Below are 25,937 nucleotides of genomic sequence, written 5' to 3' on the forward strand. Positions count from 1 at the left end.
CGAGGAGGAGCTGTCACGCCGCGAGGCGACGTCCGGACAGTTTCGGTCGGGTGAACGGGACTTGGCGAGAGTTGCATACCGTTGCAACCCTCTGAGTCGGAACCGTCCGCCGTGCGTGCCCGGGGAAGCGGCACGCGCGGACCGCCCGGGCGGATTCCCTCGTACGTCCTGTTCCACACGGGGAGGTTCCGGTGGCCTACACCGCAGGCAGCACGGTCGATGCGGCACGCATCTCGGCCATGGACGCGCGGGAGGCCGCGCGTCTGCTCAAGGGGGTACGGGCGGCGGCGCTGGCCGGGGACCGGCCGCCGGCCGAGCCCCGCCCGGAGATCGCCGAGTCCTGGCGCCGGATGCTGGCCTGCGGGGTGCACCCGGACCGGGACGCGCGCTCGCGGATGCTGTCGACGGCCGAGACCGAGGAGCGGCGGCAGGTCTCGCCGCTGCGGGAGATCCTGCCGGTGCTGCGCGAGGGGCTGCTGCCGACGCTGGACACGGCGCTGCACATCATGGTCGTCGCCGACGCGGAGGGTCGGCTGCTGTGGCGGGAGGGGGCCACGTCGATCCTGCGCAAGGCGGACCGCCTCGGGTTCTCGGTGGGCGCCGACTGGGACGAGGCGGTGGTCGGCACCAACGGGGTGGGCACCGCCCTGGTGGCCCGGCAGCCCGTCCAGGTGTTCTCGGCGGAGCACTTCGTCTCCAGCCACCACGACTGGACCTGCGCGGGGGCCCCGGTGCGGGACCCGCGGGACGGGCAGCTGCTGGGCGTGGTCGACGTCAGCGGGCCGCTGGCCACCATGCACCCGGCCACGCTGGCCTGGGTGAGCTCGGTGGCCCGGCTCGCGGAGCGGGAGCTGCGGATCCGGCACCTGGAGTCGCTGGAGCGGCTGCGGGCGGTCGCGGCGCCGCTGCTGGCCCGGCTGCCCGGGCAGGCCGTCGTGGTGGACCAGCAGGGCTGGACGGCGGCGGTGACGGGCCTGGCCCCGGCGGACCGGATCCCGCTGCCGAAGGGGTTCGCGGCCGGCCGGGTGTGGGTGCCGCAGCTCGGGGACTGCGTCGTGGAGCCGCTGCCGGGCGGCTGGCTGCTGCGCATCGCCGAGGAGCCGGGCACGGCGACGGCGGCGAGCCGGGTCGTCCTGGACCTGAGCCGTCCGCGCACGTGGTCGGCGACGGTGTACGGGGCCGCCGGCAGCTGGTCCCAGGAGCTGAGCCCGCGCCATGCGGAGCTGCTGTTCCTGCTGGCGGAGAGCCCGCGGGGGCGGTCGGCGGCGGAGCTGTCGGCGGAGCTGTTCGGGGACCCGACGCGTACGGTGACGGTCCGGGCCGAGCTGTCCCGGGTACGGCGGCACCTGGGCGGGGTGCTGACCCACCGCCCGTACCGCTTCGCGGACGACGTGGAGGTCGAGCTGATCCGCCCCGAGGACCCGGCGGCGCTGCTGCCGCACTCCACGGCGCCGGCGGTGATCAAGGCCCGCCTGGGCCGTTCGGGGCCGGCCGTGATTCCCTGACCTGCATGAGCACCATCACACTCACCACCTGGTCCCTGGAAATGACCTCCCCGCAGGACCTGGTCCGGGCGGCCGTCCCAGGGCCTGAGATCCAGGTCCGGCGGGCGGAGGTCCCCTCGCCCGAGTTCAGCCGCTTCCTCTACGCCTCGGTGGGCGGGGACATCCACTGGACGGACCGGCTCTCGCTGACCCGCGCCCAGTGGGTGGAGCAGCTGGGCCGTCCCGGCGTGGAGACCTGGGTGGCGTACGACCGCGGGACGCCGGCCGGGTACGTGGAGCTCGACCCGCAGGACGACGGCGTGGTGGAGATCATGTACTTCGGGCTGCTCCCGGACTTCCGGGGGCGCCGGATCGGGGGGCACCTGCTGACGCTGGGCGTCGAAGCGGCATGGTCCCTGGCGGACCGCTGGCCGGAGCGCGGGGCGACCACGCGGGTCTGGCTCCACACCTGCAGCCAGGACGGCCCGACGGCGATGGACAACTACCTCCGCCGCGGCTTCAAGGTCTTCCGTACGGAGACGGAGGACAAGGCGGTCACGCAGACTCCGGGCCCCTGGCCGGGCGCCTGACCCCTCCCGGCCACCGCATCCTTCCGGGCCCGGCCCCTGCCGACGGGGGCCGGGCCCGGCGGCGTCCTAGGCCGGATCTCGGGTGACGGGCGTCACCTTGTCTCGCAATGCGGGACCACATCGTCCGGATAATGGACAGTAGTGGACTCCTCCAATCGGCACATGACACGCTTCCGCCATGAATGGAGCTGGAATTGCCTTGGTGAGTCGGCGGCACGTCGACCTCGGCCGCATGTCCAGCGCCATCTGTCCGGCGAGCTGACGGAACCAGCCACCGCCGCACATCGCCGTCGTCCCCGCCGCTGCGGACGCGTCGATCCCCGAAGCACCTGCACGTCCCCTGAAGGCACAAGACCGCCCTGACCTCCGGAAACACCGGCAAAGGGTGGCGATCGGCCGCACCTGCTCAGCGGCAGGGCCGACGACAGGGGCTCGCCGCCGCTCCCCCTGACCCTGCATTGACGCCGCCGAAGAAGGATGTACCGCCATGGCCGCCACCCCCGAAACGCCCGCCGCCGCGCGCCGAAAGACCGGCCGTCACCGCGGTGAGGGTCAGTGGGCCGTTGGACACCACACCCCGCTCAACGGCAACGAGCAGTTCAAGAAGGACGACGACGGTCTCAACGTGCGGACACGCATTGAGACGATCTACTCCAAGACGGGCTTCGACTCGATCGACCCCAACGACCTGCGCGGCCGCATGCGCTGGTGGGGCCTGTACACCCAGCGCAAGCCCGGGATCGACGGCGGCAAGACCGCGATCCTGGAGCCGGAGGAGCTGGACGACAAGTACTTCATGCTGCGCGTCCGCATCGACGGCGGCCGGCTGACCACCGAGCAGCTCCGCGTCATCGGCGAGATCTCGCAGGAGTTCGCACGTGGCACCGCCGACCTCACCGACCGCCAGAACGTGCAGTACCACTGGATCCGGATCGAGGACGTCCCGGAGATCTGGCGCCGCCTCGAGGCCGTCGGCCTGTCGACCACCGAGGCCTGCGGTGACACGCCCCGCGTCATCCTCGGCTCGCCCGTCGCCGGCATCGCCCAGGACGAGATCATCGACGGCACGCCCGCCATCGACGAGATCTACCGCCGCATCGTGGGCAACCCGGACTTCTCCAACCTGCCCCGCAAGTTCAAGTCCGCGGTCTCCGGCTCGCCGCTGCTCGACGTGGCGCACGAGATCAACGACATCGCCTTCGTCGGCGTGAACCACCCCGAGCACGGCCCCGGCTTCGACGTCTGGGTCGGCGGCGGCCTCTCGACCAACCCCAAGCTGGGCGTGCGCCTGGGCACCTGGGTCTCCCTCGACGAGGTCCCGGACGTGTACGAGGGCGTCATCTCGATCTTCCGCGACTACGGCTACCGCCGCCTGCGCACCCGCGCCCGGCTGAAGTTCCTCGTCGCCGACTGGGGCCCGGCCAAGTTCCGCCAGGTCCTGGAGGACGAGTACCTGGGGCGCAAGCTGACCGACGGCCCCGCGCCCGAGCAGCCCAGCGGCCAGTGGCGCGACCACGTCGGCGTCCACCAGCAGCAGGACGGCAAGTTCTACGTCGGCTTCGCGCCCCGCGTCGGCCGTGTGGACGGCGCCACCCTCACCAAGATCGCGGACGTCGCCGAGCAGCACGGCTCCGGCCGCCTGCGCACCACCGCCGAGCAGAAGATGATCGTCCTCGACATCGAGGCGGACAAGGTCGACTCCGTCGTGGAGGCCCTGGAGGCGCTGGACCTGCGGGTCAAGCCGTCCCCGTTCCGCCGCGGCACGATGGCCTGCACCGGCATCGAGTTCTGCAAGCTGGCCATCGTCGAGACGAAGGCGCGCGGCGCCTCGCTGATCGACGAGCTGGAGCGCCGCCTGCCCGAGTTCGCCGAGCCGCTCACCATCAACATCAACGGCTGCCCGAACGCCTGCGCCCGTATCCAGGTGGCGGACATCGGTCTCAAGGGCCAGCTGGTCCTGGACGACGACGGCAACCAGGTGGAGGGCTACCAGGTCCACCTGGGCGGCGCCCTCGGCCTGGAAGCCGGCTTCGGCCGCAAGGTCCGCGGCCTCAAGGTCACCTCGGCCGGTCTGCCCGACTACGTCGAGCGGGTCGTCACGCGCTTCCAGGAGCAGCGCGGGGACGGCGAGCGCTTCGCCGCCTGGGTGACGCGCGCGAAGGACGAGGACCTCTCGTGAGCGAGCGCGCGGCCCCGTTCTACTGCCCGTACTGCGGCGACGAGGACCTGTTTCCGAACGAGACGGGTCACGGCGCCTGGGAATGCAGGGCCTGCAACCGGGCCTTCCAGCTGAAGTACCTCGGGCTGCTGGCCCGGGGTGTTCAGTCCGATACCGCTGGAGGGGACGAGATATGACGACGAGTCAGGCAGTGGACCGGGCAGCGGGGACACCCGATCTCAAGGCGCTGGCCGAGCAGGCGGGCCGCGACCTCGAGGACGCCTCCCCGCTGGAGATCCTCGCGTGGGCAGCCGAGACCTTCGGCAAGAAGTTCGCCGTGACCTCTTCCATGGAGGACGCGGTGGTCGCCCACCTGGCCTCCCGCGCCTTCCCCGGCGTGGACGTGGTCTTCCTGGACACGGGCTACCACTTCGAGGAGACCATCGGCACCCGCGACGCGGTCGAGGCCGTGATGGACGTCAACGTCATCACCCTCACCCCGCGGCAGACGGTGGCCGAGCAGGACGCGCAGTACGGCCCGAAGCTGCACGACCGCGACCCCGACCTGTGCTGCGCACTGCGCAAGGTCAAGCCGCTGGAGGAGGGCCTGACCGCGTACGAGGCGTGGGCGACGGGCCTGCGCCGCGACGAGTCCCCGACCCGGGCGAACACCCCGGTGGTCGGCTGGGACGAGAAGCGGCAGAAGGTCAAGGTCTCCCCGATCGCCCGCTGGACCCAGGACGACGTGGACGCCTACGTCGCGGAGCACGGGGTGCTGACCAACCCGCTGCTGACGGACGGCTACGCCTCGGTCGGCTGCGCCCCCTGCACCCGCCGCGTGGCGGAGGGCGAGGACGCACGGGCCGGCCGCTGGGCCGGGCGGGCCAAGACCGAGTGCGGACTGCACGGCTGATGACCGACCTCGAAGCATCGACTTTCACAGAACCGACGGAGACGAGAACGATGAGCGTGAGCGACCAGGGCGCCACCGTGTGGCTGACCGGGCTGCCGAGCGCGGGCAAGACCACCATCGCCTACGCGCTGGCCGAGCGGCTGCGCGCCGAGGGCCACCGTGTGGAGGTCCTCGACGGCGACGAGATCCGCGAGTTCCTCTCCGCCAGCCTCGGCTTCACCCGCGAGGACCGTCACACCAACGTGCAGCGGATCGGCTTCGTCGCCGAACTCCTCGCGAGCAACGGCGTCAAGGCGCTCGTGCCGGTGATCGCGCCGTTCGCGGACAGCCGCGAGGCCGTCCGCAAGCGGCACTCGGCCGCCGAGACGAACTACCTCGAAGTGCACGTGGCCACCCCGGTCGAGGTCTGCTCCGAGCGTGACGTGAAGGGCCTGTACGCCAAGCAGGCGGCGGGCGAGATCTCCGGTCTGACCGGCGTCGACGACCCGTACGAGGCGCCGGAGTCCCCGGACCTCCGCATCGAGTCGCACACGCAGACCGTGCAGGAGTCGGCTTCCGCCCTGCACGCGCTGCTCACCGAGAGGGGTCTGGCATGACCGCCACCGTCGCACACGTCCACGAAGGGACGGACGCGCCCTACGCGCTGTCGCACCTCGACGCCCTCGAATCGGAGGCCGTGCACATCTTCCGCGAGGTGGCGGGTGAGTTCGAGAAGCCGGTGATCCTGTTCTCCGGCGGCAAGGACTCCATCGTGATGCTGCACCTGGCGCTGAAGGCGTTCGCGCCGGCGCCGGTGCCGTTCACGCTGCTGCACGTGGACACCGGGCACAACTTCCCCGAGGTCCTCGCCTACCGCGACCGGGCGGTGGCGCAGCACAACCTGCGTCTGCACGTGGCCTCCGTCCAGGAGTACATCGACGCCGGCAAGCTGCGCGAGCGCCCGGACGGGGTCCGCAACCCGCTGCAGACCGTCCCCCTCACGGAGGCGATCCAGCAGCTCAAGTTCGACGCCGTGTTCGGCGGCGGGCGCCGTGACGAGGAGAAGGCCCGCGCCAAGGAGCGGGTGTTCTCGCTGCGTGACGAGTTCTCGCAGTGGGACCCGCGCCGTCAGCGCCCCGAGCTGTGGCAGCTCTACAACGGCCGGCACGCCCCGGGCGAGCACGTGCGCGTCTTCCCGCTGTCCAACTGGACCGAACTGGACGTGTGGCAGTACATCGCCCGCGAGGGCATCGAGCTGCCGGAGATCTACTTCGCGCACGAGCGCGAGGTCTTCCAGCGCAACGGCATGTGGCTGACGGCCGGCGAGTGGGGCGGCCCGAAGGAGGACGAGACGCCCGAGACGCGGCTCATCCGCTACCGCACCGTCGGTGACATGTCCTGCACCGGTGCCGTCGACTCCGACGCCACCACGCTGGACGCCGTGATCACCGAGATCGCCGCCTCCCGGCTCACCGAGCGGGGTGCGACCCGCGCCGACGACAAGATGTCCGAGGCCGCGATGGAAGACCGCAAGCGCGAAGGGTACTTCTAACCATGACCTCCACCACTGATCAGGTCGCCGGCTTCGCCGACCTTGCAGCGACCACGCTGCTGCGCTTCGCGACCGCCGGTTCCGTCGACGACGGCAAGTCCACGCTGGTCGGGCGGCTGCTGCACGACTCCAAGTCGGTCCTGACGGACCAGCTGGAGGCCGTCGAGGCCGTGTCCGCCCAGCGCGGCCAGGACACCCCCGACCTGGCGCTGCTGACCGACGGCCTGCGGGCCGAGCGGGAGCAGGGCATCACCATCGACGTCGCGTACCGCTACTTCGCCACCGCGCGGCGCCGGTTCATCCTCGCCGACACCCCCGGGCACGTGCAGTACACCCGGAACATGGTCACCGGCGCCTCCACCGCCGACCTGGCCGTGGTCCTGGTCGACGCCCGCAACGGCGTGATCGAGCAGACCCGCCGGCACGCCGCCGTCGCGGCCCTGCTGCGCGTCCCGCACGTGGTGCTGGCCGTCAACAAGATGGACCTGGTGGGCTACGAGGAGTCGGTCTTCGCAAAGATCGCCGAGGAGTTCACCGCGTACGCCTCGGACCTGGGCGTCCCGGAGATCACCGCGATCCCGATCTCGGCGCTCGCCGGGGACAACGTGGTCGAGCCCTCCGCCCACATGGACTGGTACGGCGGCCCGACCGTGCTGGAGCACCTGGAGACCGTCCCGGTCAGCCACGACCTCACGGCCTGCCCGGCGCGTTTCCCGGTGCAGTACGTGATCCGCCCGCAGACCGCGGAGCACCCCGACTACCGCGGCTACGCGGGCCAGATCGCCTCCGGTGTACTGCGCGTCGGCGAGCCGGTCACGGTCCTGCCGTCGGGCCGTACCTCGGTCATCGCCGGGATCGACGCGCTCGGCGAGAGCGTGGACATCGCCTGGGCCCCGCAGTCGGTGACGGTGCGTCTGGCGGACGACATCGACATCTCGCGCGGCGACCTGATCGCGCCGTCGGCAAGTGCCCCGGCCACCACGCAGGACGTCGTCGCGACGGTCTGCCACGTCGCGGACCAGCCGCTGGCCGTGGGTGCGCGGGTGCTGCTCAAGCACACCACGCGCACGGTCAAGGCAATCGTCAAGGAGATCCCCTCGCGGCTGACCCTGGACGACCTGTCCCAGCACCCCGACCCCGGGCAGCTGGTGGCCAACGACATCGGCCGCGTCGTCGTACGCACCGCCGAGCCGCTCGCGCTCGACGCGTACGCCGACTCGCGCCGTACCGGATCGTTCCTGCTCATCGACCCGGCCGACGGAACCACCCTGGCGGCGGGCATGGCCGGCGAGTCCTTCGCCTCCCAGGCCCGCACCACCGTCCAGGCGGATGAAGAAGGGTGGGACTTCTAGCCATGCTCTGCGACATCTACTCGACCTTCGCCAAGGAGGGCGGCCGCGTAGGCAGCGGCCGCCTCGGCAGCGGCCAGGGCGGAGTGGCGCGATGTGCGCGATGACGTACGCGCACTGCATGCGCGCCCTCACCCCCCACGAACTGCGTTACCTGTCCTTGCTCCACAGACGAAGACGTGCGTCATGAGATGACGCTACGAGAGGAAGCCCTCCCGTGCCTGCCACCGGTATCACCCGCAAGTCCCTGCGCCGCAGCGTTGTCGCCGCTGCCGCCCTGCCGCTCCTGATCGGCGCGCTCGCCTCCTGCGGTTACGGCTCCCAGGCCGAGAAGCCCGCCGGCGAGGACGCCAAGAAGGCCGGCGCGACCGCCGACGGAGCGAAGCTCTCCGCCTCCGAGGTCCGTATCGGGTACTTCCCGAACCTGACGCACGCCACCGCTCTGGTCGGTCTCCAGGAGGGCCTGATCGCCAAGGAGCTGGGCGGGACCGCGATCAAGCCGCAGACGTTCAATGCCGGCCCGTCCGAGATCGAGGCCCTCAACGGGGGCTCTCTCGACATCGGGTTCATCGGCCCCTCGCCGTCGATCAACGGCTACGTCAAGTCCAAGAGCACCAACCTGCGCATCGTCTCCGGTTCCGCCTCCGGCGGCGTCAAGCTCGTCGTGAACCCGGACAAGATCAAGACCCTGGACGACGTCAAGGGCAAGAAGATCGCCACCCCGCAGAAGGGGAACACGCAGGACGTCGCGTTCCTCAACTGGATCGCGGAGAAGGGCTGGAAGGTCGACCCGGAGTCCGGCAAGGGTGACGTCTCCGTCGTCCGCACGGACAACAAGGTGACCCCGGACGCCTTCAAGCAGGGCTCCATCGACGGCGCCTGGGTGCCCGAGCCGACCGCCTCCAAGCTCGTCGCCGACGGCGGCTCCGTCCTCCTCGACGAGACCGACCTGTGGCCCGACAAGAAGTTCGTGATCACGAACGTCATCGTGTCGCAGAAGTTCCTCAAGGAGCACGCGGACGTCGTCGAGGCCGTGCTGCGCGGCACCGTGAAGACGAACGAGTGGATCAACGCCAACCCGGACAAGGCCAAGGCCTCCGCCAACGCCAAGCTGGAGGCCGACGGCGGCAAGCCGCTCGACGCGAAGGTCATCGACCCGGCGTGGAAGAGCATCCTCGTCACCGACGACCCCCTCGCCACCACGCTGAAGACCGAGTCCGACTGGGCCGTCAAGGCCAAGCTCATCGAGCAGCCCGACCTCGCCGGGATCTACGACCTGACGCTCCTGAACAAGGTCCTCAAGGCCGCGGGCAAGCCCGAGGTCTCCGACGCCGGTCTCGGCGCCGGTAGTTCCAAGTAACACAGCAGCCGTCCGTACGAACCCCAGGAGGTGACGACCATGGCCACCACACTCGCCAAGGCTGCCGAGGGCACGGTAGCGGAGCAGACGCACGCCACCCGCATCGCGCACGTCTCGAAGTCCTTCTCCGGCCCGGCCGGATCGCAGCTCGTCCTGGACGACATCAGCCTCGATGTCGCACCCGGCGAGTTCGTCACCATCCTGGGGGCCTCGGGATGCGGCAAATCCACCCTGCTCAACCTGGTCGCCGGACTCGACAAGCCCAGCGCGGGCACCATCGAGACCTCCGGCCGGCCCGCCCTGATGTTCCAGGAACACGCCCTCTTCCCGTGGCTCACCGCGGGCAAGAACATCGAACTCGCCCTGCGCCTGCGCGGGGTGGCCAAGGCCGACCGCAAGCCCGAGGCCGAGCGGCTGCTCGAGCTGGTCCGTCTCGGCGGTGCGTACGGCAAGCGGGTCCACGAGCTGTCCGGCGGCATGCGCCAGCGCGTCGCCCTGGCCCGCGCCCTCGCCCAGGACAGCCGGCTGCTGCTGATGGACGAGCCGTTCGCAGCCCTGGACGCCATCACCCGGGACGTGCTGCACGGCGAACTCACCCGCATCTGGGCCGAGACGAACGTCTCCGTCCTCTTCGTCACGCACAACGTGCGCGAGGCCGTCCGCCTCGCCCAGCGCGTGGTCCTGCTCTCCTCGCGGCCCGGCCGGGTCGCCAAGGAATGGACCGTGGACATCCCGCAGCCCCGCCGCATCGAGGACGCGGACGTCGCCGAGCTGTCCGTCGAGATCACTGAACACCTGCGTGGGGAGATCCGCCGCCATGGCCAGCACTGACACCACCCCGAAGGCCGCGGCCGGCGCCAGGAGCGACGACCTGGCGGGCCTGGAGGCAGGCCTGGACGCGCTCGACGCGGTCCAGACCCACCGCACCCCCGCCCGCGAGGTCCTCGTCAAGAAGGTCCTGCCGCCGATCATCGCCGTCGGCCTGGTCCTGCTGGTATGGCAGATCCTCGTCGCGGCGAAGGTCACCGACGAGACCAAGCTCCCCCCGCTGTCCGCAGTCTGGGACAGCCTGTCCGACATGTGGCTCAAGGGCACCCTGCTCGAGGTCATCTGGACCAGCGTCTCCCGCGGCCTGCTCGGCTTCCTCCTCGCCCTGGCCATCGGCACCCCGCTCGGCCTGATCGTCGCCCGCGTCAAGTTCGTCCGCGCCGCGATCGGCCCGATCCTCCAGGGCCTGCAGTCCCTGCCCTCGGTCGCCTGGGTGCCCCCGGCCGTGCTCTGGTTCGGCCTCAACGACGCCATGATGTACACGGTGATCCTGCTGGGCGCCGTCCCGTCCATCGCCAACGGCCTCGTCTCCGGCATCGACCAGATCCCCCCGCTCCACCTGCGGGCCGGCCGCACCCTCGGCGCCACCGGCCTGCGCGGCGCCCGGCACATCGTCATGCCCGCCGCCCTCCCCGGCTACCTCGCCGGCCTCAAGCAGGGCTGGGCCTTCTCCTGGCGCTCCCTCATGGCCGCCGAGATCATCGCCAGCTCCCCCGACCTCGGCCTCGGCCTCGGCCAGCTGCTGGAGAACGGCCGCAACAACATCGACCTGCCCGGCGTGTTCCTCGCGATCATCCTGATCCTCGTCGTCGGCATCGCCATCGACCTGCTGATCTTCAGCCCGGTCGAGCGGTGGGTGCTGCGCAGCCGCGGCCTGTTGGTGAAGAGCTGACCGGCATGTCCCCCGTCCTGCTGGTCATAGCCCACGGCAGCCGCGACCCGCGGCACGCGGCGACCGTGCACGCCCTCACCCGGCGGGTGCGGGCGCTGCGGCCCGGGCTGCGGGTGGAGACGGCGTTCCTGGACTTCGACACCCCGACGGTGGCGCAGGTGACCTCCGCCCTGTACCGGTCCGGCGTACGGGAGGTCGTGGCCCTCCCGCTGCTCCTGACCCGGGCGTTCCACGCGAAGTCCGACATACCCGCGGTGCTGGCCGAGGCCACGTCCCACCTGCCGGACCTCTCAGTCCGGATTGCGGACGTCCTCGGCCCGTCCCCGCTGCTGGTCGGCGCCCTGGAGCGCCGCCTCGCGGAAGCGGGCCTCACCCCGGCGGACCGCGCCACCACCGGTGTGGTGCTCGCGTCCGCCGGTTCCTCCGACCCGGAGGCGATCGCAGTGATCGCTGAAATCGCGCGGGAGTGGCGGCACACCGGTTGGTGCGCCGTGCGGCCTGCGTTCGCCTCCGCTGCTCTGCCCCGTACGGAGGATGCCGTACGGGCCCTGCGCGCCGAGGGCGTCCGCCGGGTGGCGGTGGCCCCGTACGTCATCGCCCCCGGGCGCCTGCCGGACCGTATCGCGGCGGGCGCGGAAGCCTCCGGGGCGGAACTGGTGTCCGGCGTCCTCGGCGCGGCCCCCGAACTGGCCCGCCTGCTCCTGCGCCGCTACGACACGGCGCCGCGCAGCGTGCCGCTCCTGGCCGCGGCCTGATTCTCGTTCGAGTGAATCAAGGGCTCGGGCCAGTGGATCATGGGTAGTCCAGCCGCGAGATTCCGTGCATCACACAACGGAATCGATCGTCCTGGCCGCCCCTGGAGGGCAGATGTCCATGTCACGCCGTACGCGCAAGCTCCTCACCACGTCCGCCGCCGCCCTGATCCTGTCCGCCGCGGGGGCGGGTCTCACCGCCCCCGCGAACGCCGCCCCCGCCAGTGCGCCGAGCGTGGTGCGGGAGGCCCGGGCGGCGGCGTTCAACGCCAGTGGGGTCTGGACCATCTTCCAGACCAACGCCACCGTGCGGGTGGACCTGAGGCAGGACGCCGGCGGGAACCTCTTCGGATCCACGTCGTCCGGAAACACCGTGGGGACCGTGCAGGAGGGCGCCGTCACCGGGAACGACATCTACTTCGTCGTCCAGTGGAACCACGGGCCCAGGGGCCGGTACACCGGCACCCGCGGCGCGGACGGCCGGCTCTCCGGCCTCACCGTCGACCTGAACAACCCGTCCAGCCAGTCCACCTGGCGCAGCGACCGCACGTTCTGACGCCCGTGCCTAGGCCCTGGCCGCCGCCTCGTCGGCCAGGGCCGTCAGGTCCTCGATGGACATCGCGCCCGGCGGGAGACCCTCGCGGGCGAAGATGTTCGCCGCGTGGCGCAGGGTGTCGTTCACCGGGGTCGGGATCCCGTGCAGGCGCCCCAGCAGGGTGATCTCGCCGTTCAGGTAGTCCGCCTCGATCGAGCCGGTGCCGCGCTGCAGCGACTGCCAGGAGGAGCCGCCGCGTAGGCTCGGCGGCTGGTCGACCTTGCCGTCACGGGCCGCCGACTGCTCCGCGGCCGAGGCGTACGCGATCCCGGCCGCCTCGAGCGCCGCCCGGCCCTCCCGCTGTGCCCGCTGCAGCAGCGCCGCCTTGGCCGGGTCGGGCTCCGGCCCGGTCGTCGCCTGGATCGCGTTGCCCAGGTTGCCCAGCAGCTTCGCGTACTTCCACCGCATCACGTCCTCGACGACCGGCGCCTCGAAGCCGGACTTCTCCAGGTCGGCCGCGATCCGCCGGGCCCGCGCATCCGCGCCCCCGGCGGCCAGTCCGATGTGCAGGATGCCCGTCAGTGGCGCACACAGCGCGGACACCTCCCCCGGCTCCAGGAACGTGGCGGGCAGCCATACGCAGACCCCGTACACGCGCGCGAAGCGGCGCAGCGCCAGCCGCTCGCTCTCCACCCCGTTCTGCGCGCACAGCACCGGCAGCCGCTGGGCCGCCGTACCGCCGCCCGCCACCTCCGCATCGCCCCACGCATCGAGCGCGGCGATCGCGTCCTGGGTCTTGACGGTGAGCAGCAGCACGTCGTCCGGCCGCAGTTCACCCAGCTCCGCCGGGCCCGTGACCACGGGGATCCGGTGTACCCGGGCCCCGTCCGCCGTCGTGAGCCGCAGCCCGTCCGCCGTGAGGGCCTGCGCGTGCGCGCCGCGCGCGACGAGCACGACCTCCGCGCCTGCTTCCGCCAGCCGTCCGCCGATGGTCGCGCCGATCGCGCCGGCGCCGATGATGATGTAACGCATGGCCAGGAGCCTGGCACATCCGGAGCCCTGAGTTACCGTCGGGGCATGGCGGATGACATGTTCCTTCTCGGTGGCGATCTCCCCGTACGGCGGCTCGGCCTCGGCACGGGCGGTCTGGTCGGACCCGGCTACTGGGGCCCTCGCGGCAGCCGCGCCGAGGCCCGGGCCCTGCTGCACACCGCCGTCGACCGCGGTGTCACCTTCCTCGACACCGCCGACAACTACGGCCCCGACCTGGCCGAGGAGCTGATCGCCGAGGCCCTCCACCCGTACGGGGAGCAGCTCGTCATCGCCACGAAGGGCGGGGTGGTGCGCACCGGCCCCGACCGGTGGCATCTCGCCGGGCGTCCCGAGCAGCTGCGGGAGATGTGCGAGGCGAGCCTGCGGCGGCTGCGGGTGGAGTGCATCGACCTCTACCAGCTGCACCGCTTCGATCCGTCGGTCCCGATGGCCGAACAGCTGGGCGCGCTCGCCGGGTTGCGGGAAGAGGGCAAGGTCCGGCACATCGGGCTGGACACGGTCACCGCCGAACAGCTGCGCCGGGCGCTGGAGATCGTCCCGGTCGCCGCCGTCCAGAACCCGTACAACCTGCTGGACAGGTCCTCGGCGGAGGTGCTCGCCCTGTGCGAGGCGCGGGGGATCGCCTTCCTCCCGTACTACCCGCTGGGCAGTGGCGCCCTGACCCGCGAGAGCGCGGCCGCGGTGACCGCCGTGGCCACCGGGCACCGCGCGGGCCCGGGGCAGATCGCGCTGGCCTGGCTGCTGCACCGGTCGCCGGTGCTGTGCCCCATGCCGGGCACAGGATCCCCCGTCCACCTGGCCGAAAACATTGACGCGGCAACCATCCACCTGACGCCCCAGGAGCTGGCCGTCCTCGACGCGCTCGGCCGGTAGCCCGGCCGTAGGCTGGAAGTACACGCACGGAGCGGGGAGCCCCGGTCTGTCTGCGTCGGTTTCAACCATCTCGGGGGCCGGAATCTTCTCGGCGGGGCTTCTCTCGCCTGAACTCCTTGCCTGAAGGGAGCCCCTGATGGCTGTCAAGAAGCACACGTCCGCCAAGCCCGCGACCGCCGGCTCCGCCCGCTCCGCCGGAGCGGCCGGTTCGGCCCGTTCGGCTGGTTCGGCCCGTTCGGCTGGTTCGGCCCGTTCGGCGAACGGCCAGGACAAACTGATCACCTCGCTCAAGCAATTCATCCGTACCCGCGGGTCGAGCTACCTCAGCGACCCGAACGTGTCCTCGATCGGCATCGGCTACAAGGAGAAGAACGGGAAGCGGAGCAAGGAACTGGCACTGCAGTTCACGGTGGACAAGAAGGTCCGGCCGGAGGGCGTACGCGACGTGGGCAGCGTCGAGATACCGGCGGTCATCGACATAGGCGGCGGCGTCGAGGTGCCGACCGATGTCGTGCAGCGCAGCTACAAGCCACACTTCCTGGTGGTGCCCGAGGCCCAGACGCCCGAGCGGCAGAAGCGCGTCGACCCGGTCCGTCCGGGGGTGAGCGTCGGCAACGTCAAGGTGAGCGCCGGCACCCTCGGCTGCATCGTCTTCGACAAGAACGACGGCTCGACCTGTGTCCTGAGCAACTGGCACGTGCTGAACGGCCGGAAGGGCGTACCCGGCGACGAGGTCGTCCAGCCGGGGACCGCCGACGACAGCCGCATCGCCCTGAACCGGCTCGGCACGCTCAAGCGCTCCCACCTCGGCCAGGCCGGCGACTGCGCCGTCGCCGGCATCACGGAACGCGACTTCGACACGGCCATCCTCGACCTCGGGGTCACGCCGACGCAGCTGGGCGAGCCGCAGATCGACGACAAGGTCGTCAAGAGCGGGCGGACCACCGGTGTCACGCACGGGGTGGTGACGCGGCCCTTCGCCAAGGTGAGCATCAACTACGGACCGCCGGTCGGGGTGCGCGAGATCGAGTGCTTCGAGATAGGCCCCGATTCCGGCCATCCGGCGGACGGCGACGAGATCAGCCTGCCCGGCGACTCCGGTTCGGCCTGGCTGTTCAAGGCGCGCACCGGCAGGCCGACCGACGTCCTGGCCGGTCTCCACTTCGGCGGCGAGAGCGACGCGGACCCCGAGGACCGGGCGCTGGCCTGCTTCCCCCACGCGGTCTTCGAGGAACTGAAGATCACCCTCCAGCCGCCGGCCCGCGATTCGCTGGAGGCCGTGACGGGGTACGACCCGGGCTTCCTCGCGGTGCCGATAGCCACCCCGCAGCTGGGTGCGGCCGTCAAGGCGGATGCCGTGCAGTTCTCCGGGACCGAGGTCATCCCGTACACCCACTTCTCGCTGGCGCTGAACGGGAAGCGGCGATTCGCGTTCTGGGTGGCCTGGAACATCGACGGCGGCGCCATCAAGAAGATCGACCGCAGCGGGATCGAGTTCAAGAAGGATCCGCGGCTGCCGGCCGACGTCCAGGTCGGCAATGAGATCTACAAGGGCAACCGGCTCGACCGGGGCCACATAGCGCGCCGCGCCGACCTGATCTGGGGGCCCATGCCCGAGGCGGACCGCGCCAACACCGACTCGTTCTTCTACACCAACATCACCCCGCAGATGGACGACTTCAACCAGAGTGCGAAGGCCGGGATCTGGGGTGAGCTGGAGAACGCCCTCTTCGAGGAGATCGAGGTCGAGGGCCTGAGGGTCAGCGTGTTCGGCGGGCCGGTGTTCCAGGACGACGACCGCCTCTTCCGGGGCGTGCAGCTTCCGCGCGAGTTCTGGAAGGTGCTCGTGTACTCCGAGAACGGCACCCTCAAGGCCAAGGCGTTCCTGCTGACCCAGAACCTGGTGCTGGCGGAGGTCCTGGAGCTGGACGAGTTCCGGGTCTTCCAGATCAAGCTGGGCGAGGTCCAGAAGCGGACCGGCCTCAAGTTCCCCGCCACGCTGGTCCAGGCGGACACGCTGGTGGTCCCGGAGGCCCTGGAGGACCGGAGTCCGCTGGAGGGTGTGGCCGACATCGACTGGAGCTAGGGTGTGCCCTCCGTCAGCTCGACGAGCTTGGCGACGGTGTTCCAGTTGCGGGTCGTCGCGTCGATGCCCTTGAACACCGCGGGCTTGGCGAGGGCCTCGCCCAGTTTGGAGCGGCCCATCCCGTCCGGCGCGTAGAGGTAGACGACCCGGTCGCCGATCCGGTACTCCTCCGGGAGGTACGCGGGCCCGTCGATCGAGGCGAACCGCTCCTCGGCCGGCTGCTCGGAGAGGAAGGTGGCGTGCAGCTGCCTGCCCTCCAGCTCGGCGGCCGGGAAGGGGCAGGCCTCGGCGACGGCGCGCAGGTAGGGCCCGTCGACCACCAGGCAGCGCACCGCGAAGCCGAAGTGGGCCTCGATGGCCCGCTCGAGCTCGCGGGCCAGGGCGGCCGTGTCCTGCTCCGTGCTGGCGAAGACGGCGTTGCCGCTCTGCAGGTACGTCTGCACGCCGGTGTGGCCGAGGCCCGTCAGGACCTCGCGCAGCTCGGCCATCGGGACCTTCTTGGCCCCGCCGACATTGATTCCGCGCAGCAGGGCCGCGTATTTCTTCGTGGTCTTCGTGGTCATGACCGAACGATAGGACGGGGCACCGACAGCGCGGGCAGTTCGGCCTCGACGAGGTCGGCGGCCCGTCCCGTACCGCCCTCGGAGGCCATCTGTGCGCGGACGGCCTCGGCGCGGGCCGCGACCTCGGGATCCGCGAGGAGCGCGAGGACGGCCTCCCGCAGGGTCGGGGCGTCGGCCTCCTCCATCGGAATGTGCCGGGCGACGCCGAGTCCCTGGAGCATGTCGGCGTTGGCGAACTGGTCGACGGCCTGCGGGACGGCGACCATCGGGGTGCCGGTGGCGAGGCCTTCCTGGCTGCCGCCGGCGCCCGCGTGGGTGATGAAGGCATCGGCCCGGCGCAGGATGTCCAGCTGGGGAACCCAGCGGTGGACCTCGACGTTGGCGGGGACGGCGCCCAGTTCGGCCTCGTCGGTGAACTTGCCGATCTGAAGGACGACATGCCAGTCGGGCAGGTCGCCGAAGGCCTCGATGCAGGCGCGGTAGAAGGCGGGCTGCTTGGTGAAGGTGGAGCCGAGGGAGACCAGCAGCACCTTCTTCCCCTCTGCTGCGGCCGGGCGCTCCCAGGTGCCCTGGTCGGCGCTGCGGTCGCCGTGGCAGGCGCCGACGAAGGTGTAGACGGACTCGTCGACGCGGTCGGCCTGCGGCTGGAGGGCGCGCGGGATGAGCACGATGCTGCGGCGCGGCCGGCCGACGAAGCGGTCGCTGTCCTCGTCGATGCCGTTCTCGTCGAGCCAGGAGCGGAAGCGGGCGTAGTACGCCTGCCCGCGCTCGGAGGCGCGCAGCTCGGCGGTCATCGGCGCGGCGACCTCCTCCTCGTAGCCGGTCCAGGCGACCAGGTTCGGGGAGAGCGAGACGGCCGGGACGCCCCAGCGGTGGGCGAGGACGGGCGCCGGGTAGGAGGTGATGTCGTGGATGACCAGGTCGGGCTCGTCGCCCTCGAAGGCGGCTGCGAGCTGCGGAAGGGCCTGGACGGCGTCGTTCAGGAACGGCTCGATGTTGTCGATGAGCTCGGTGCCCCAGGCCTCGGGCTCGTCGTCGGTGGGGAGGGTGGAGTTCCAGATCACCGGTGTGGCGCCGGTCTCCGCGATCTTCTCGGCGAAGGAGGCGGGGATGGCGTAGCTGACGCGGTGGCCGCGGACGACGAGTTCCCGGATCACTTCGATGCTCGGGTTCACGTGCCCGTGGGCGGCGATGGAGAACATGGCGATGTGTGCGGGCTTGGCTGAGGTCATGCCACGAGCCTAACGAGACGATACGTCTCGTGCAACGGAGATATCCGGCCGCCGGAGCGGGACTCCACGCGAACGCCCCCGCAGCCTGCTGGTTGCGGGGGCGTCGTGGTGCGGGGGCGCGTTGCTGACGGCTGATGGCACGTCAAACCGTTTGCGCTCCGGGATGCAAGACTTGGCGGGTTCGCGGTGATCCGGATGTGGAGCGGTGGCATGGACGAGGCGCAGGCCAGGGGTGTGCTGGCGGCGGCGGGGCTCACGGGGCCGGCCGAGCTGCTGGCGCTGGGCGAGAACGCGGTCTTCGCGGCCGGCGATCTGGTGGTGAAGGTCGGCCGGGAGGCGGCGCTGCTGGAGCGGGCCGAGCGGGAGCTGGCCGTGGCGGGCTGGCTCGAGGAGGCCGGGATCCCTGCGGTCCGCGCGGCCGAGCCGGAGCCGCGGCTGGTGGCGGGGCACCCGGTGACCCTGTGGCACCGCCTCGCGGATGCGGTCCGGCCGGCAGGTCCCGAGGACCTGGCGGTGCTGCTGCGGCAGATCCACGCCCTCCCGGCGGCGCCGTTCGCGCTGCCCGCGCGGGACCTGCTGGGCGGGGTCGAGCGCTGGCTGCGGCTGGCGGGCGAGGCCGTCGACCCGGCCGACGCGGCGTACCTGCGGGCCCGGCGCGATGCGTACGCCGGCGAGGTCGCCACGCTCACCCCGCACCTGCCGCCCGGCCCGATCCACGGCGACGCCCTCCCCCGCAATGTCCACGTGGGCCCGGACGGGCCGGTCCTGGTGGACCTGGAGACCGTCTCGGCCGATCTGCGCGAGCACGACCTGGTGGTGATGGCCCTCTCCCGCGATCGGTACGGGCTGCCGCCGGAGTCGCACGAGGCCTTCGTGGCGGCGTACGGATGGGACGTGCGCGACTGGGCGGGCTGCGCGGTGCTGCGGGGCGCCCGCGAGACGGCCAGCTGCGCCTGGGTCGCCCAGCACGCCCTGACCAACCCGAAGGCGCTGGCCGAATTCCGCCGCCGGGTGACCTCCCTGCGCGACGGCGACCCGGAAATGCGCTGGCACGCTTTCTAGTGCTGTGACCGCAGTAGCCGTGCCGTACCGAGAACCGCACATGAGACGGCACACCACGATCCACACCGCCGCCTGGGCGGCGACGGAGTTCAAGGCCATCCACCCGACCCGGACCCTGGTCCGGGCGATGCTCGTCGACGACGCCTTTTCCTGAACGGCTGGTTCGCCCCGGAGGCCGCTCAGACCACCGCAGGGCGGTGGGCCGTCGCGGCCACCTCGCCCCGGCCGCTGGTCCACCTGCCGATCCGGGCCGACGCGGCGGGCGGAGCGGACACGGGCGCGCGGCGCCCGTCGGCCTCGTCCTGCTGCACCATTCCCTGCAGTTCGCCCGTCCCGGTGGAAGGAGCTGCGCGGCCGGCGCGGCCGCGGGCGCCCGCGCGCCCTGGACCTGCGCCGCCGACCCCGCCGCGGGCCCGGCGCATCCGACCGGCGCCACCGGGCGAACCGGGACCGGAGCGTGGACCGCGATCCCGCCGAGACCGTGACCTGCACCTCGAGGACCCCGCGGCGCGGCCCTGGCCGGTACCTCCTCCTGCCGCGGCAGCGGGTGCGCTCCGTGCCTGAGGGTGCCCGTGGGTGCCGACGGGCCCACAGGGGCGACACAAGGGGCCAAGGGGGCGTTCCGCCCAACATGAGTCACGAACGTATAACCGAGAGGCAGGGGTTCGTCATATACCTGTGGCGCTATGCAGTCATCCGCTTACTCTCCATCCATCGCGGTGGTGGTCGAGCCGCATGACGGGGGGGGTCACGTGACGTTGTACGGACGGACGGCACTGCTCGATGCCGTCGTGCCTTCACTGGTGGGGCTCCAGTCGCGGGGCGCCGCCCGGCTGCGGATACCGGGTGGGAGCCCGCTGCTGATCGAGTGCGGCGGCGGGCGGCTCACCGGCAAGACCGCGCTTCTGAAGGACCTGTCGGACCGGTACGCGCAGCGCTTACCTCAGGCGTACGCCGACCTCGGGGCAGCGGACTTCGGCCGGCCGGGGCTGGCCTCCGTGGCCGACGAAACCACGGCCAACGCCTCGGGCACCTCGGACCTGCTCTTCTACCTGATGGACGGGCTGAGCCAGAAGCCGGCCGAGTTCGGCGGGAAGCTGTCCTTCCCGCGGCTCACCCAGGGGCTGCTCGCGATCACCAGCTGGCAGTCCGTGGTCGTCCAGCCCGCCGAGCTGCCGGCCGCCCGCCGCCGGCTCGCGGGACTGCTCCGGGAGAGCCAGCCCGACCTCCAGGAACGCAACCAGCGTGTGGCCGGCTGGATCAGGCAGGTCACCCCGGCCGCCGCGGCGGGGCTGGGCCCCGGGGTGGGCGAGTTGGTGGCGCCACTCACCGACATCGTCACCACCGAACTGTTCGGCCCGCGCGCCAACAAGCACGGCCTGAGCTGGTGGGCCGAGCGGCGGGTCGGCCCACAGGGCGACGGGCACTCCCAGCTGACCGATCTCGCCATGCGGTTCCGCGGCGACGGGGGCGACCGGCGGCGCGCCGAACACCACCTGGTGGCCGCCCTCTTGGAGGACATCGCCGACCACTACACCTGGCTGCGCCTGAAGAACCGGGTGCCACGCCCCCTGCTGCTCCTCGACAACGTCCACACCCCGCTCGGCCGGGCGGTCCTGGACACGCTGACCCGCGTCTGGCACGACGAGCCCGCCCGGACGCGTCCCGGCATCGTCGCGACGGCCCTCGCGGAGGAGCCGGCCGTGCCCGGCTCCGACGACACGGCCCCGTCGACCAGGAGTGCAGCGGGCCCGTTCTGGCGGCAGGACCGGCCGCAGACGGCGGCCGGCTGGGTGCTGAGGCTGCCGCTGGCACAGCTCGACCTCGACGAGGTCGCGGAGATGTTCGGCGCGGACCGGCCGGAGCCCGGCACCGCCCACGTGATCCACCGGCTCAGCGCCGGACGCGCCGGGGTCGCCGACGCCTTGGTGCAGGCCGCCCAGCGGAGGATCCGCCTCCATGAACCCGTCGAGCACGGCGCGCTGCTCGACCTGCCGATCGAGCTGCCGGCGCCCGAGGACGGGCCGACGCTGCCAGTGTACGAACGGCTGCTGCGGCTCCTGACCCCCGACGGGGAGACGAGGGAGCGACTCGCCTACTACACCCCGGCCCTCGACGACGCGGCCGCCCACGTGCTGAACGCCGGCTACGCACCCCGTCACCCTGGCGGGGAGCCCGTGGAGGGGGCCGCCGTCGTGCCCGTGGCGGGGACCAGGAGCCTGTTGCGGCAGGAGTGCTGGGACCATCGCCCCTGGCCGGGTACGGACGGGCCCTTCGTCGGTCATCCCACCCTGCGCGCCCTGCTCGTGCACGACCTGCGAACCCGCACGGGACGGGCAGTCGAGGCCGAGGAGTGGACCGGCAGCCACGAGCGCCTGCGCATCCTGTACCCCACGGACGCGGCCGAGCCGCACGATGCCCGCTACCTGCACCACTCGCTCGCGATCGGCGGCACCGACCTCGTCGTCCGCGCCCTGCTCAGACGCCTGGCCCGTCAGGACGCGCCCGGGTGGCTCGCCGCTCTCAACCTGGTCTGCGCCGCGCCGCACCCGCCGGGCAACGCCGCCGAACCGGCCACGGACCCGCGCACAGCCGGGGGCGACCCCGTGCGCCAGGCCGTGGAGCTCCTCGTTCTCAACCTGTGGCTGCAATCGCACCCGCTCGCACACCCCGACCAGCAGAAGATCAACAGCATCAGGCTGCAGCTGCTCACCCTGGCCCAGAACAGCCCCGTCGGCCCCCAGAAGGTCTTCTACCAGGCCTACGAGGAGTGGCCGCAGCTCCTGAACCGCTGGCTCCAGGCACCCGACCTGCCGACCTACGGAGAGCCCCGCACATGACACTCTGGCCCGCCGGACCGTTGAACCGCGCCCTGCTGACCGCCGCCGTCGCCATCGTCCTGGGAACCGGCGGCTACGTCGGCTACGACTACTGGTTCGCCGAGGACTGCGCCCCCGGCGTGGCCAAGCACGGCCCCAAGCACGAGTGCGTCGGCGTCACCGACGGCAGCTTCGTCTTCGCCCCGTCCCTGAAGCAGGTCACCGAGCGGATCAAGGCGGAGAACGACAGCGTCGCCGGCAAGTCCCCCGCCACCGTCGCCCTGATGATCCCCATGATCTCCGACGCCCCCGCCGAGCGGCGGGAGTACGTCGAGCAGGTACAGGGCGCCTATCTGGCCCAGTACCGCGCCAACCACCAGGCCAACAACAAACAGCCGCCCATCCGGCTGGTGCTCGCCAACCCAGGCAGGGGCTACAAGGAGTGGCGCACCGTCGCCGACCAGCTGGCGCAGGCCGCGTCCGACAAGAAGCAGAATCTGCGGGCCGTCGCCGGCATCAACATCAGCATCACCGAGACCGAGGAGGCCGTCCGCTACCTCACCAAGGAGAAGGGGATCCCGGTCGTCGCCGGCCCCATGACCGCGGACGACATCAAGAACACCGAGGCTGACGAGTACCGCTACCCGGGCCTGGCCCGGGTAGCCCCCGGCAACACCGACCAGGCCGACGCCCTCGCCTCGTACGGGGCGGACATCAAGCCCGAAGAGACGCTGGTGGTCGAGGACGTCCGCGAGGGCGACAACTACCTGACCAGCCTGCGCCAGACCTTCCAGAAACTCGCCAAGGGAGCGCCCAACGCCCCTGAGACCTTCCGGTCGCCGCCCGACTTCAACGACGAGGGCAACCTCGCCAACGACTTCCACCAGATGGTGCCGGACATCTGCACCTCCGCGGCAAAGACCGTCTACTTCGCCGGCCGCCCGGTGCAACTGCGTCAGTTCCTCGTCGAGCTGGGCGACCGGACCTGCAACAAGCCCTACACCGTCATCAGCGGCTCGCACGCCTCCACCCTGACGGTCGACGAAAAGTTCGCCGACCAGTGGGACGCCCTGACCAAGGGCGCGGGCATCACCGTGCGTTACGCGGCCCTGGCCCACCCCGGCGCCTGGGGGGACGACAGCACCGCGGCGACCGGCGGCTCCAAGGCGGCGCTGAAGGAGCTGACCGACCTGGCCCAGAAGCTCGGAACCAAGGAGCCGGACTCGATGGGGTCCGTCGACCTCTCCGACGGCCGCGTCATCATCACCTACGACGCGGTCACCACCGCCGTCGCGGGCATCCGCAACAACGCGGTGGGCGACGTGAAGATGCCCTCTCTCTCCGACGTCACCGCCGGCTGGCTGCGGCTGCACGGCAACAACCGGGTCGAGGGTGCCAGCGGCTGGATCTGCCTCGACAAATATGGCAACCCGTACAACAAGACCGTCTCCATCGTCCACCTCAACCCGGTGAAGAAGACCGCCGACTTCGACGGCATCGCGTGGCCCGCCGGCCGGGCCCCCGACGCCAACTGCTCCATCCCCAACTGAAACCGGTGGCTCGCCCGTCCGGCGCGTACGAGCGGAGGACCGAAGCCGGCCGCGGCCCTCAGGCCGACGCCGGCAGCAGGCTCCGCAGCGGCCACGCCGTGTCGATCACCGCGTCCGGGGTGCCCTGCCGGCGCAGGTACGACTGGAAGTCGCGGGCCCAGCGCTCGTGCCAGCCGCCCTGGCGGGTGTGCAGGTCGGCCGGGGTGAGCGCCGCCACCTCCGGGTGGCGGGCGGCTATCGCGCGGGCCACCTGCACCGCGGCCAGCGCGTCCGCGCCCGCGTCGTGCGCGGCGTCCAGGGTCACCCCGTACACCCCGCACACCGCCTCCAGGGTCCGCTTGCCGCGCCGGTAGCGGTCCACGGCCCGGTCGATGGTCAGCGGGTCCACCACCGGCCCGGTCTGCTGCTCCCCGCCCAGCCGGTCGGCCAGCGAGGGCAGCCCGTGCCGGGCCAATTCGGCCGTCAGCAGGGTCAGGTCGAAGGCCGCGTTGTACGCGACGACCACCGCGCCCCGCCGCCAGTGCTCGACCAGCGCCTGCGCGACCTCGTCGGCGACCTCCCGCACCGGGCGGCCCTCCGCCACCGCGCGCTCCGTGCTGATCCCGTGGATCGCCGAGGCGCCGTCGGGGATCGGTATCCCCGGGTCCGCGAGCCAGCCGCGCCGTTCGCGCACCTCGCCTGCCCGCACCTCGACCACCGCCGCCGTCACGATCCGCGACTCCCCCGGCTCCGTGCCGGTCGTCTCCAGGTCGAATCCGATCAGCACACCGCCGTGCCAGTCCCCCATGCCGCGCCAGTTCTCCACCCCGTGCCCCTCCCCCGTACTCCCCGTGCACCCCGTACACCTTCGGTCAACGACTTTCAGCCTGCCACGGGGCACTGACAGTCACGACACCGGGCGGGAGTCCTGCCAGATCGACTCGAATTCCTCCCGGTACGTCGGGAACAGCCCCTGCTCCGCGTCACGCGAGGAACCGCGGGCTCCGCCGCCCCGCAGCACCAGCACCGGCGCCTCCATGCCGCGCGCCCGGCGCAGGTACGACTGCACGACGGCGATGCCCGAGGACTCCCCCTCCACCAGGTAGGCGGTGAAACGGGGCGTCTCGTCGAAGACGTGGATCTCGAACCGCGAGGGATCCCGCAGCCCCGCCCGCACCCGGCGCACGTGCAGGATGTTCATCTCCACCGAGCGGCTCAGCTCGCCCTTGCGCAGACCGAGCTCCCGCTCGCGCCGCTTCACGGCGCTGCTGGCAGGGTTCAGGAACAGCAGCCGGACCCGGCAGCCGGCCTCCGTGAGGCGCACGAGTCTTCGGCCCGAGAAGTTCTGCACCAGCAGGTTGAGCCCTATGCCGATGGCGTCGAGCCGCCGCGCCCCGCCGAACAGGTCCTCCGCCGGAAGCTGGCGCTGCAGCCGTACCCGGTCCGGGTGGACCGAGATGACGTCCGCGTACCGGTCGCCCACCAGGTCCTCGACGGCGTCGATCGGCAGCCGGTCCGCCGCCGGGGAGCCCGCGCCGCCGCCCAGCACCTCCAGCAGCCGGGCCGAGGCGCGCTCCGCCTGCTCCAGCACCGCCCGCGACAGCGCCCGGTTGCGGGAGACCACGTTGCGGGTGACCTCCAGCTCGTCGAGCGCGAGCTCGATCTCCCGCCGGTCGTCGAAGTACGGCTCGAAGCACGGCCAGTGCTGGACCATGAGCTCCCGCAGCTGCGGGAGCGTCAGGAAGCTCAGTACGTTGTCGTCGGCCGGGTCCAGCAGGTAGCCCTTGCGCCGGCTGACCTCGCGGACCGCGACCGCCCGCTGTACCCACTCCTGGCCGGCGGGTCCGGCGGCCGCGACCACCCAGTCGTCCCCGCCGTGCACGGGCTCGTAGATCGGCCGCAGCACCGCGCCGACGACGGCGCGCAGCCGCTGCTCGATCAGGTTCAGCCAGATGTACGCCCGCCCGGCGCGCTGCGCCCGGGTCCGGACCTCGCTCCACGCGTCCGCGCCCCAGTCCAGCTCGGCCCCGGCCCGCACGCTCCCGGCCGCCGTCGGGGCCAGCGACACCGCCCCGGCCGGCACCCCCGTGGGAACGCCGCCCGACACGCCGCCCGACACCCCGCCGGGCGCACCACCGGGTGCACCTCCTGGGGCGTCCGCCGGGCCGCCCTCGTGACCGCTGTCACCAGGGGGCAGCTCCAGACCTCCCGAGCTCACCCGTGCACCGCCTTCTGCGTCTGGACGCCCGTCTCCAGTGATCACGGAAGGGTACTCCGAGCGCGGCGCCCGATGCAGCCCGATGGCCCTTACACCGGTGGTCTGTTGAC

24 protein-coding genes and 1 pseudogene are annotated in these 25,937 nt (G+C 71.8%); 19 read left to right on the plus strand and 6 right to left on the minus strand.

Features of this window, described 5'->3' with window-relative positions:
* The first annotated feature begins 239 nt into the window (after positions 1-239).
* The 14 genes from OHT74_RS09155 to OHT74_RS09220 all read left to right on the plus strand — a co-directional run bounded on the left by OHT74_RS09155 (position 240) and on the right by OHT74_RS09220 (position 12,413).
* Complete coding sequence (locus tag OHT74_RS09155; RefSeq protein WP_328623287.1) at positions 240-1,505, plus strand: GAF domain-containing protein; 1,266 nt, start codon at positions 240-242, stop codon at positions 1,503-1,505.
* A gap of 5 nt (positions 1,506-1,510) precedes the next feature.
* The gene (locus OHT74_RS09160) at positions 1,511-2,074 is read left to right on the plus strand and encodes a GNAT family N-acetyltransferase (RefSeq protein ID WP_328619974.1); all 564 of its coding nucleotides are present in this window, start codon (positions 1,511-1,513) and stop codon (positions 2,072-2,074) included.
* A gap of 178 nt (positions 2,075-2,252) precedes the next feature.
* Complete coding sequence (locus OHT74_RS09165; RefSeq protein WP_309550570.1) at positions 2,253-2,336, plus strand: putative leader peptide; 84 nt, start codon at positions 2,253-2,255, stop codon at positions 2,334-2,336.
* A 225-nt stretch (positions 2,337-2,561) separates the two neighbouring features.
* Positions 2,562-4,253 carry a nitrite/sulfite reductase gene (locus OHT74_RS09170; RefSeq protein WP_266662458.1) on the plus strand — a complete coding sequence of 564 codons (1,692 nt, stop codon included), beginning with the start codon at positions 2,562-2,564 and terminating at the stop codon, positions 4,251-4,253.
* The gene (locus tag OHT74_RS09175) at positions 4,250-4,429 is read left to right on the plus strand and encodes a hypothetical protein (protein WP_007267254.1); all 180 of its coding nucleotides are present in this window, start codon (positions 4,250-4,252) and stop codon (positions 4,427-4,429) included. The genes OHT74_RS09170 and OHT74_RS09175 overlap by 4 nt, the downstream gene beginning before the upstream one ends.
* On the plus strand, positions 4,426-5,145 hold the full coding sequence (locus OHT74_RS09180; RefSeq protein ID WP_328619975.1) for a phosphoadenylyl-sulfate reductase: 720 nt from the start codon (positions 4,426-4,428) through the stop codon (positions 5,143-5,145). Before OHT74_RS09175 ends, OHT74_RS09180 begins: the two co-directional genes overlap by 4 nt.
* A 50-nt stretch (positions 5,146-5,195) precedes the next feature.
* The gene (cysC, locus tag OHT74_RS09185; RefSeq protein WP_328619976.1) at positions 5,196-5,741 is read left to right on the plus strand and encodes an adenylyl-sulfate kinase; all 546 of its coding nucleotides are present in this window, start codon (positions 5,196-5,198) and stop codon (positions 5,739-5,741) included.
* Positions 5,738-6,676, plus strand: a complete 939-nt coding sequence (gene cysD / locus OHT74_RS09190) for a sulfate adenylyltransferase subunit CysD (protein WP_266662466.1) — start codon at positions 5,738-5,740, stop codon at positions 6,674-6,676. Before cysC ends, cysD begins: the two co-directional genes overlap by 4 nt.
* Before the next feature lie 2 nt (positions 6,677-6,678).
* Positions 6,679-8,028, plus strand: a complete 1,350-nt coding sequence (locus OHT74_RS09195) for a sulfate adenylyltransferase subunit 1 (protein WP_328619977.1) — start codon at positions 6,679-6,681, stop codon at positions 8,026-8,028.
* Positions 8,029-8,242: 214 nt separating this feature from the next.
* Positions 8,243-9,385 carry an ABC transporter substrate-binding protein gene (locus OHT74_RS09200; protein ID WP_328619978.1) on the plus strand — a complete coding sequence of 381 codons (1,143 nt, stop codon included), beginning with the start codon at positions 8,243-8,245 and terminating at the stop codon, positions 9,383-9,385.
* 39 nt (positions 9,386-9,424) lie between these two features.
* The gene (locus OHT74_RS09205; protein ID WP_328619979.1) at positions 9,425-10,216 is read left to right on the plus strand and encodes an ABC transporter ATP-binding protein; all 792 of its coding nucleotides are present in this window, start codon (positions 9,425-9,427) and stop codon (positions 10,214-10,216) included.
* Positions 10,203-11,105 carry an ABC transporter permease gene (locus OHT74_RS09210; protein WP_328619980.1) on the plus strand — a complete coding sequence of 301 codons (903 nt, stop codon included), beginning with the start codon at positions 10,203-10,205 and terminating at the stop codon, positions 11,103-11,105. Before OHT74_RS09205 ends, OHT74_RS09210 begins: the two co-directional genes overlap by 14 nt.
* 5 nt (positions 11,106-11,110) lie before the next feature.
* Positions 11,111-11,860, plus strand: coding sequence for a sirohydrochlorin chelatase (locus tag OHT74_RS09215; protein WP_328619981.1), 750 nt, complete (start codon positions 11,111-11,113; stop codon positions 11,858-11,860).
* Between the two features lie 112 nt (positions 11,861-11,972).
* Positions 11,973-12,413 carry a hypothetical protein gene (locus OHT74_RS09220; RefSeq protein ID WP_328619982.1) on the plus strand — a complete coding sequence of 147 codons (441 nt, stop codon included), beginning with the start codon at positions 11,973-11,975 and terminating at the stop codon, positions 12,411-12,413.
* A 9-nt stretch (positions 12,414-12,422) separates the two neighbouring features.
* Here the strand turns inward: OHT74_RS09220 and OHT74_RS09225 are convergent, their stop codons facing one another.
* Positions 12,423-13,424 carry a ketopantoate reductase family protein gene (locus OHT74_RS09225; protein ID WP_266662478.1) on the minus strand — a complete coding sequence of 334 codons (1,002 nt, stop codon included), beginning with the start codon at positions 13,422-13,424 and terminating at the stop codon, positions 12,423-12,425.
* A 45-nt stretch (positions 13,425-13,469) separates the two neighbouring features.
* On the opposite strand from OHT74_RS09225, the gene OHT74_RS09230 reads away from it, so the two are divergent.
* Together OHT74_RS09230 and OHT74_RS09235 are read left to right on the plus strand one after the other, a co-directional pair.
* The gene (locus tag OHT74_RS09230; protein WP_328619983.1) at positions 13,470-14,318 is read left to right on the plus strand and encodes an aldo/keto reductase; all 849 of its coding nucleotides are present in this window, start codon (positions 13,470-13,472) and stop codon (positions 14,316-14,318) included.
* A gap of 136 nt (positions 14,319-14,454) precedes the next feature.
* Positions 14,455-16,404, plus strand: a complete 1,950-nt coding sequence (locus tag OHT74_RS09235) for a DNA/RNA non-specific endonuclease (RefSeq protein WP_328619984.1) — start codon at positions 14,455-14,457, stop codon at positions 16,402-16,404.
* Here OHT74_RS09235 and OHT74_RS09240 read toward each other — a convergent pair.
* Both OHT74_RS09240 and mgt read right to left on the minus strand, forming a co-directional pair.
* A complete protein-coding gene (locus tag OHT74_RS09240; RefSeq protein ID WP_328619985.1) occupies positions 16,401-16,967 on the minus strand; it encodes a DUF1697 domain-containing protein in 567 nt (188 codons plus the stop codon). The genes OHT74_RS09235 and OHT74_RS09240 overlap by 4 nt on opposite strands.
* Positions 16,964-18,243, minus strand: a pseudogene (mgt, locus tag OHT74_RS09245) (macrolide-inactivating glycosyltransferase). Before mgt ends, OHT74_RS09240 begins: the two are co-directional and overlap by 4 nt.
* 166 nt (positions 18,244-18,409) lie before the next feature.
* Between mgt and OHT74_RS09250 the strand changes: the two are divergent.
* Complete coding sequence (locus tag OHT74_RS09250) at positions 18,410-19,261, plus strand: phosphotransferase enzyme family protein (RefSeq protein WP_328619987.1); 852 nt, start codon at positions 18,410-18,412, stop codon at positions 19,259-19,261.
* 179 nt (positions 19,262-19,440) lie between these two features.
* On the opposite strand, the gene OHT74_RS09255 is transcribed toward OHT74_RS09250, so the two are convergent.
* Positions 19,441-19,575, minus strand: coding sequence for a hypothetical protein (locus OHT74_RS09255; RefSeq protein WP_328619988.1), 135 nt, complete (start codon positions 19,573-19,575; stop codon positions 19,441-19,443).
* A gap of 438 nt (positions 19,576-20,013) precedes the next feature.
* Here OHT74_RS09255 and OHT74_RS09260 point away from each other — a divergent pair, with 438 nt between their 5' ends.
* Positions 20,014-22,101 (plus strand): hypothetical protein, encoded by a 2,088-nt coding sequence (locus OHT74_RS09260; protein ID WP_328619989.1) that lies wholly within the window; start codon positions 20,014-20,016, stop codon positions 22,099-22,101.
* Positions 22,098-23,630, plus strand: coding sequence for a hypothetical protein (locus tag OHT74_RS09265; RefSeq protein WP_328619990.1), 1,533 nt, complete (start codon positions 22,098-22,100; stop codon positions 23,628-23,630). The genes OHT74_RS09260 and OHT74_RS09265 overlap by 4 nt, the downstream gene beginning before the upstream one ends.
* Before the next feature lie 58 nt (positions 23,631-23,688).
* On the opposite strand, the gene OHT74_RS09270 is transcribed toward OHT74_RS09265, so the two are convergent.
* The gene (locus OHT74_RS09270; protein ID WP_266672592.1) at positions 23,689-24,417 is read right to left on the minus strand and encodes a 3'-5' exonuclease; all 729 of its coding nucleotides are present in this window, start codon (positions 24,415-24,417) and stop codon (positions 23,689-23,691) included.
* Between the two features lie 99 nt (positions 24,418-24,516).
* Positions 24,517-25,827 carry an SAV2148 family HEPN domain-containing protein gene (locus tag OHT74_RS09275; RefSeq protein ID WP_328619991.1) on the minus strand — a complete coding sequence of 437 codons (1,311 nt, stop codon included), beginning with the start codon at positions 25,825-25,827 and terminating at the stop codon, positions 24,517-24,519.
* Between the last annotated feature and the right edge of the window lie 110 nt (positions 25,828-25,937).

It is taken from the genome of Streptomyces sp. NBC_00354 (assembly GCF_036106915.1).
In the GTDB taxonomy this organism is placed as follows: Bacteria; Actinomycetota; Actinomycetes; order Streptomycetales; family Streptomycetaceae; genus Streptomyces.

Excerpts from the sequence above, each read along its gene's own strand:
- OHT74_RS09250 (WP_328619987.1), top strand. The coding sequence starts at position 18,410 with ATGGACGAGGCGCAGGCCAGGGGTGTGCTGGCGGCGGCGGGGCTCACG.
- OHT74_RS09195 (WP_328619977.1), top strand. The coding sequence starts at position 6,679 with ATGACCTCCACCACTGATCAGGTCGCCGGCTTCGCCGACCTTGCAGCG.
- OHT74_RS09210 (WP_328619980.1), top strand. The coding sequence starts at position 10,203 with ATGGCCAGCACTGACACCACCCCGAAGGCCGCGGCCGGCGCCAGGAGC.
- OHT74_RS09235 (WP_328619984.1), top strand. The coding sequence starts at position 14,455 with ATGGCTGTCAAGAAGCACACGTCCGCCAAGCCCGCGACCGCCGGCTCC.
- OHT74_RS09270 (WP_266672592.1), bottom strand. The coding sequence starts at position 24,417 with ATGGGGGACTGGCACGGCGGTGTGCTGATCGGATTCGACCTGGAGACG.
- cysC (WP_328619976.1), top strand. The coding sequence starts at position 5,196 with ATGAGCGTGAGCGACCAGGGCGCCACCGTGTGGCTGACCGGGCTGCCG.
- OHT74_RS09220 (WP_328619982.1), top strand. The coding sequence starts at position 11,973 with ATGTCCATGTCACGCCGTACGCGCAAGCTCCTCACCACGTCCGCCGCC.
- OHT74_RS09160 (WP_328619974.1), top strand. The coding sequence starts at position 1,511 with ATGAGCACCATCACACTCACCACCTGGTCCCTGGAAATGACCTCCCCG.
- OHT74_RS09230 (WP_328619983.1), top strand. The coding sequence starts at position 13,470 with ATGGCGGATGACATGTTCCTTCTCGGTGGCGATCTCCCCGTACGGCGG.
- OHT74_RS09155 (WP_328623287.1), top strand. The coding sequence starts at position 240 with ATGGACGCGCGGGAGGCCGCGCGTCTGCTCAAGGGGGTACGGGCGGCG.
- OHT74_RS09170 (WP_266662458.1), top strand. The coding sequence starts at position 2,562 with ATGGCCGCCACCCCCGAAACGCCCGCCGCCGCGCGCCGAAAGACCGGC.
- cysD (WP_266662466.1), top strand. The coding sequence starts at position 5,738 with ATGACCGCCACCGTCGCACACGTCCACGAAGGGACGGACGCGCCCTAC.
- OHT74_RS09215 (WP_328619981.1), top strand. The coding sequence starts at position 11,111 with ATGTCCCCCGTCCTGCTGGTCATAGCCCACGGCAGCCGCGACCCGCGG.
- OHT74_RS09165 (WP_309550570.1), top strand. The coding sequence starts at position 2,253 with ATGAATGGAGCTGGAATTGCCTTGGTGAGTCGGCGGCACGTCGACCTC.
- OHT74_RS09255 (WP_328619988.1), bottom strand. The coding sequence starts at position 19,575 with ATGGTGCAGCAGGACGAGGCCGACGGGCGCCGCGCGCCCGTGTCCGCT.
- OHT74_RS09180 (WP_328619975.1), top strand. The coding sequence starts at position 4,426 with ATGACGACGAGTCAGGCAGTGGACCGGGCAGCGGGGACACCCGATCTC.
- OHT74_RS09265 (WP_328619990.1), top strand. The coding sequence starts at position 22,098 with ATGACACTCTGGCCCGCCGGACCGTTGAACCGCGCCCTGCTGACCGCC.
- OHT74_RS09240 (WP_328619985.1), bottom strand. The coding sequence starts at position 16,967 with ATGACCACGAAGACCACGAAGAAATACGCGGCCCTGCTGCGCGGAATC.
- OHT74_RS09225 (WP_266662478.1), bottom strand. The coding sequence starts at position 13,424 with ATGCGTTACATCATCATCGGCGCCGGCGCGATCGGCGCGACCATCGGC.
- OHT74_RS09205 (WP_328619979.1), top strand. The coding sequence starts at position 9,425 with ATGGCCACCACACTCGCCAAGGCTGCCGAGGGCACGGTAGCGGAGCAG.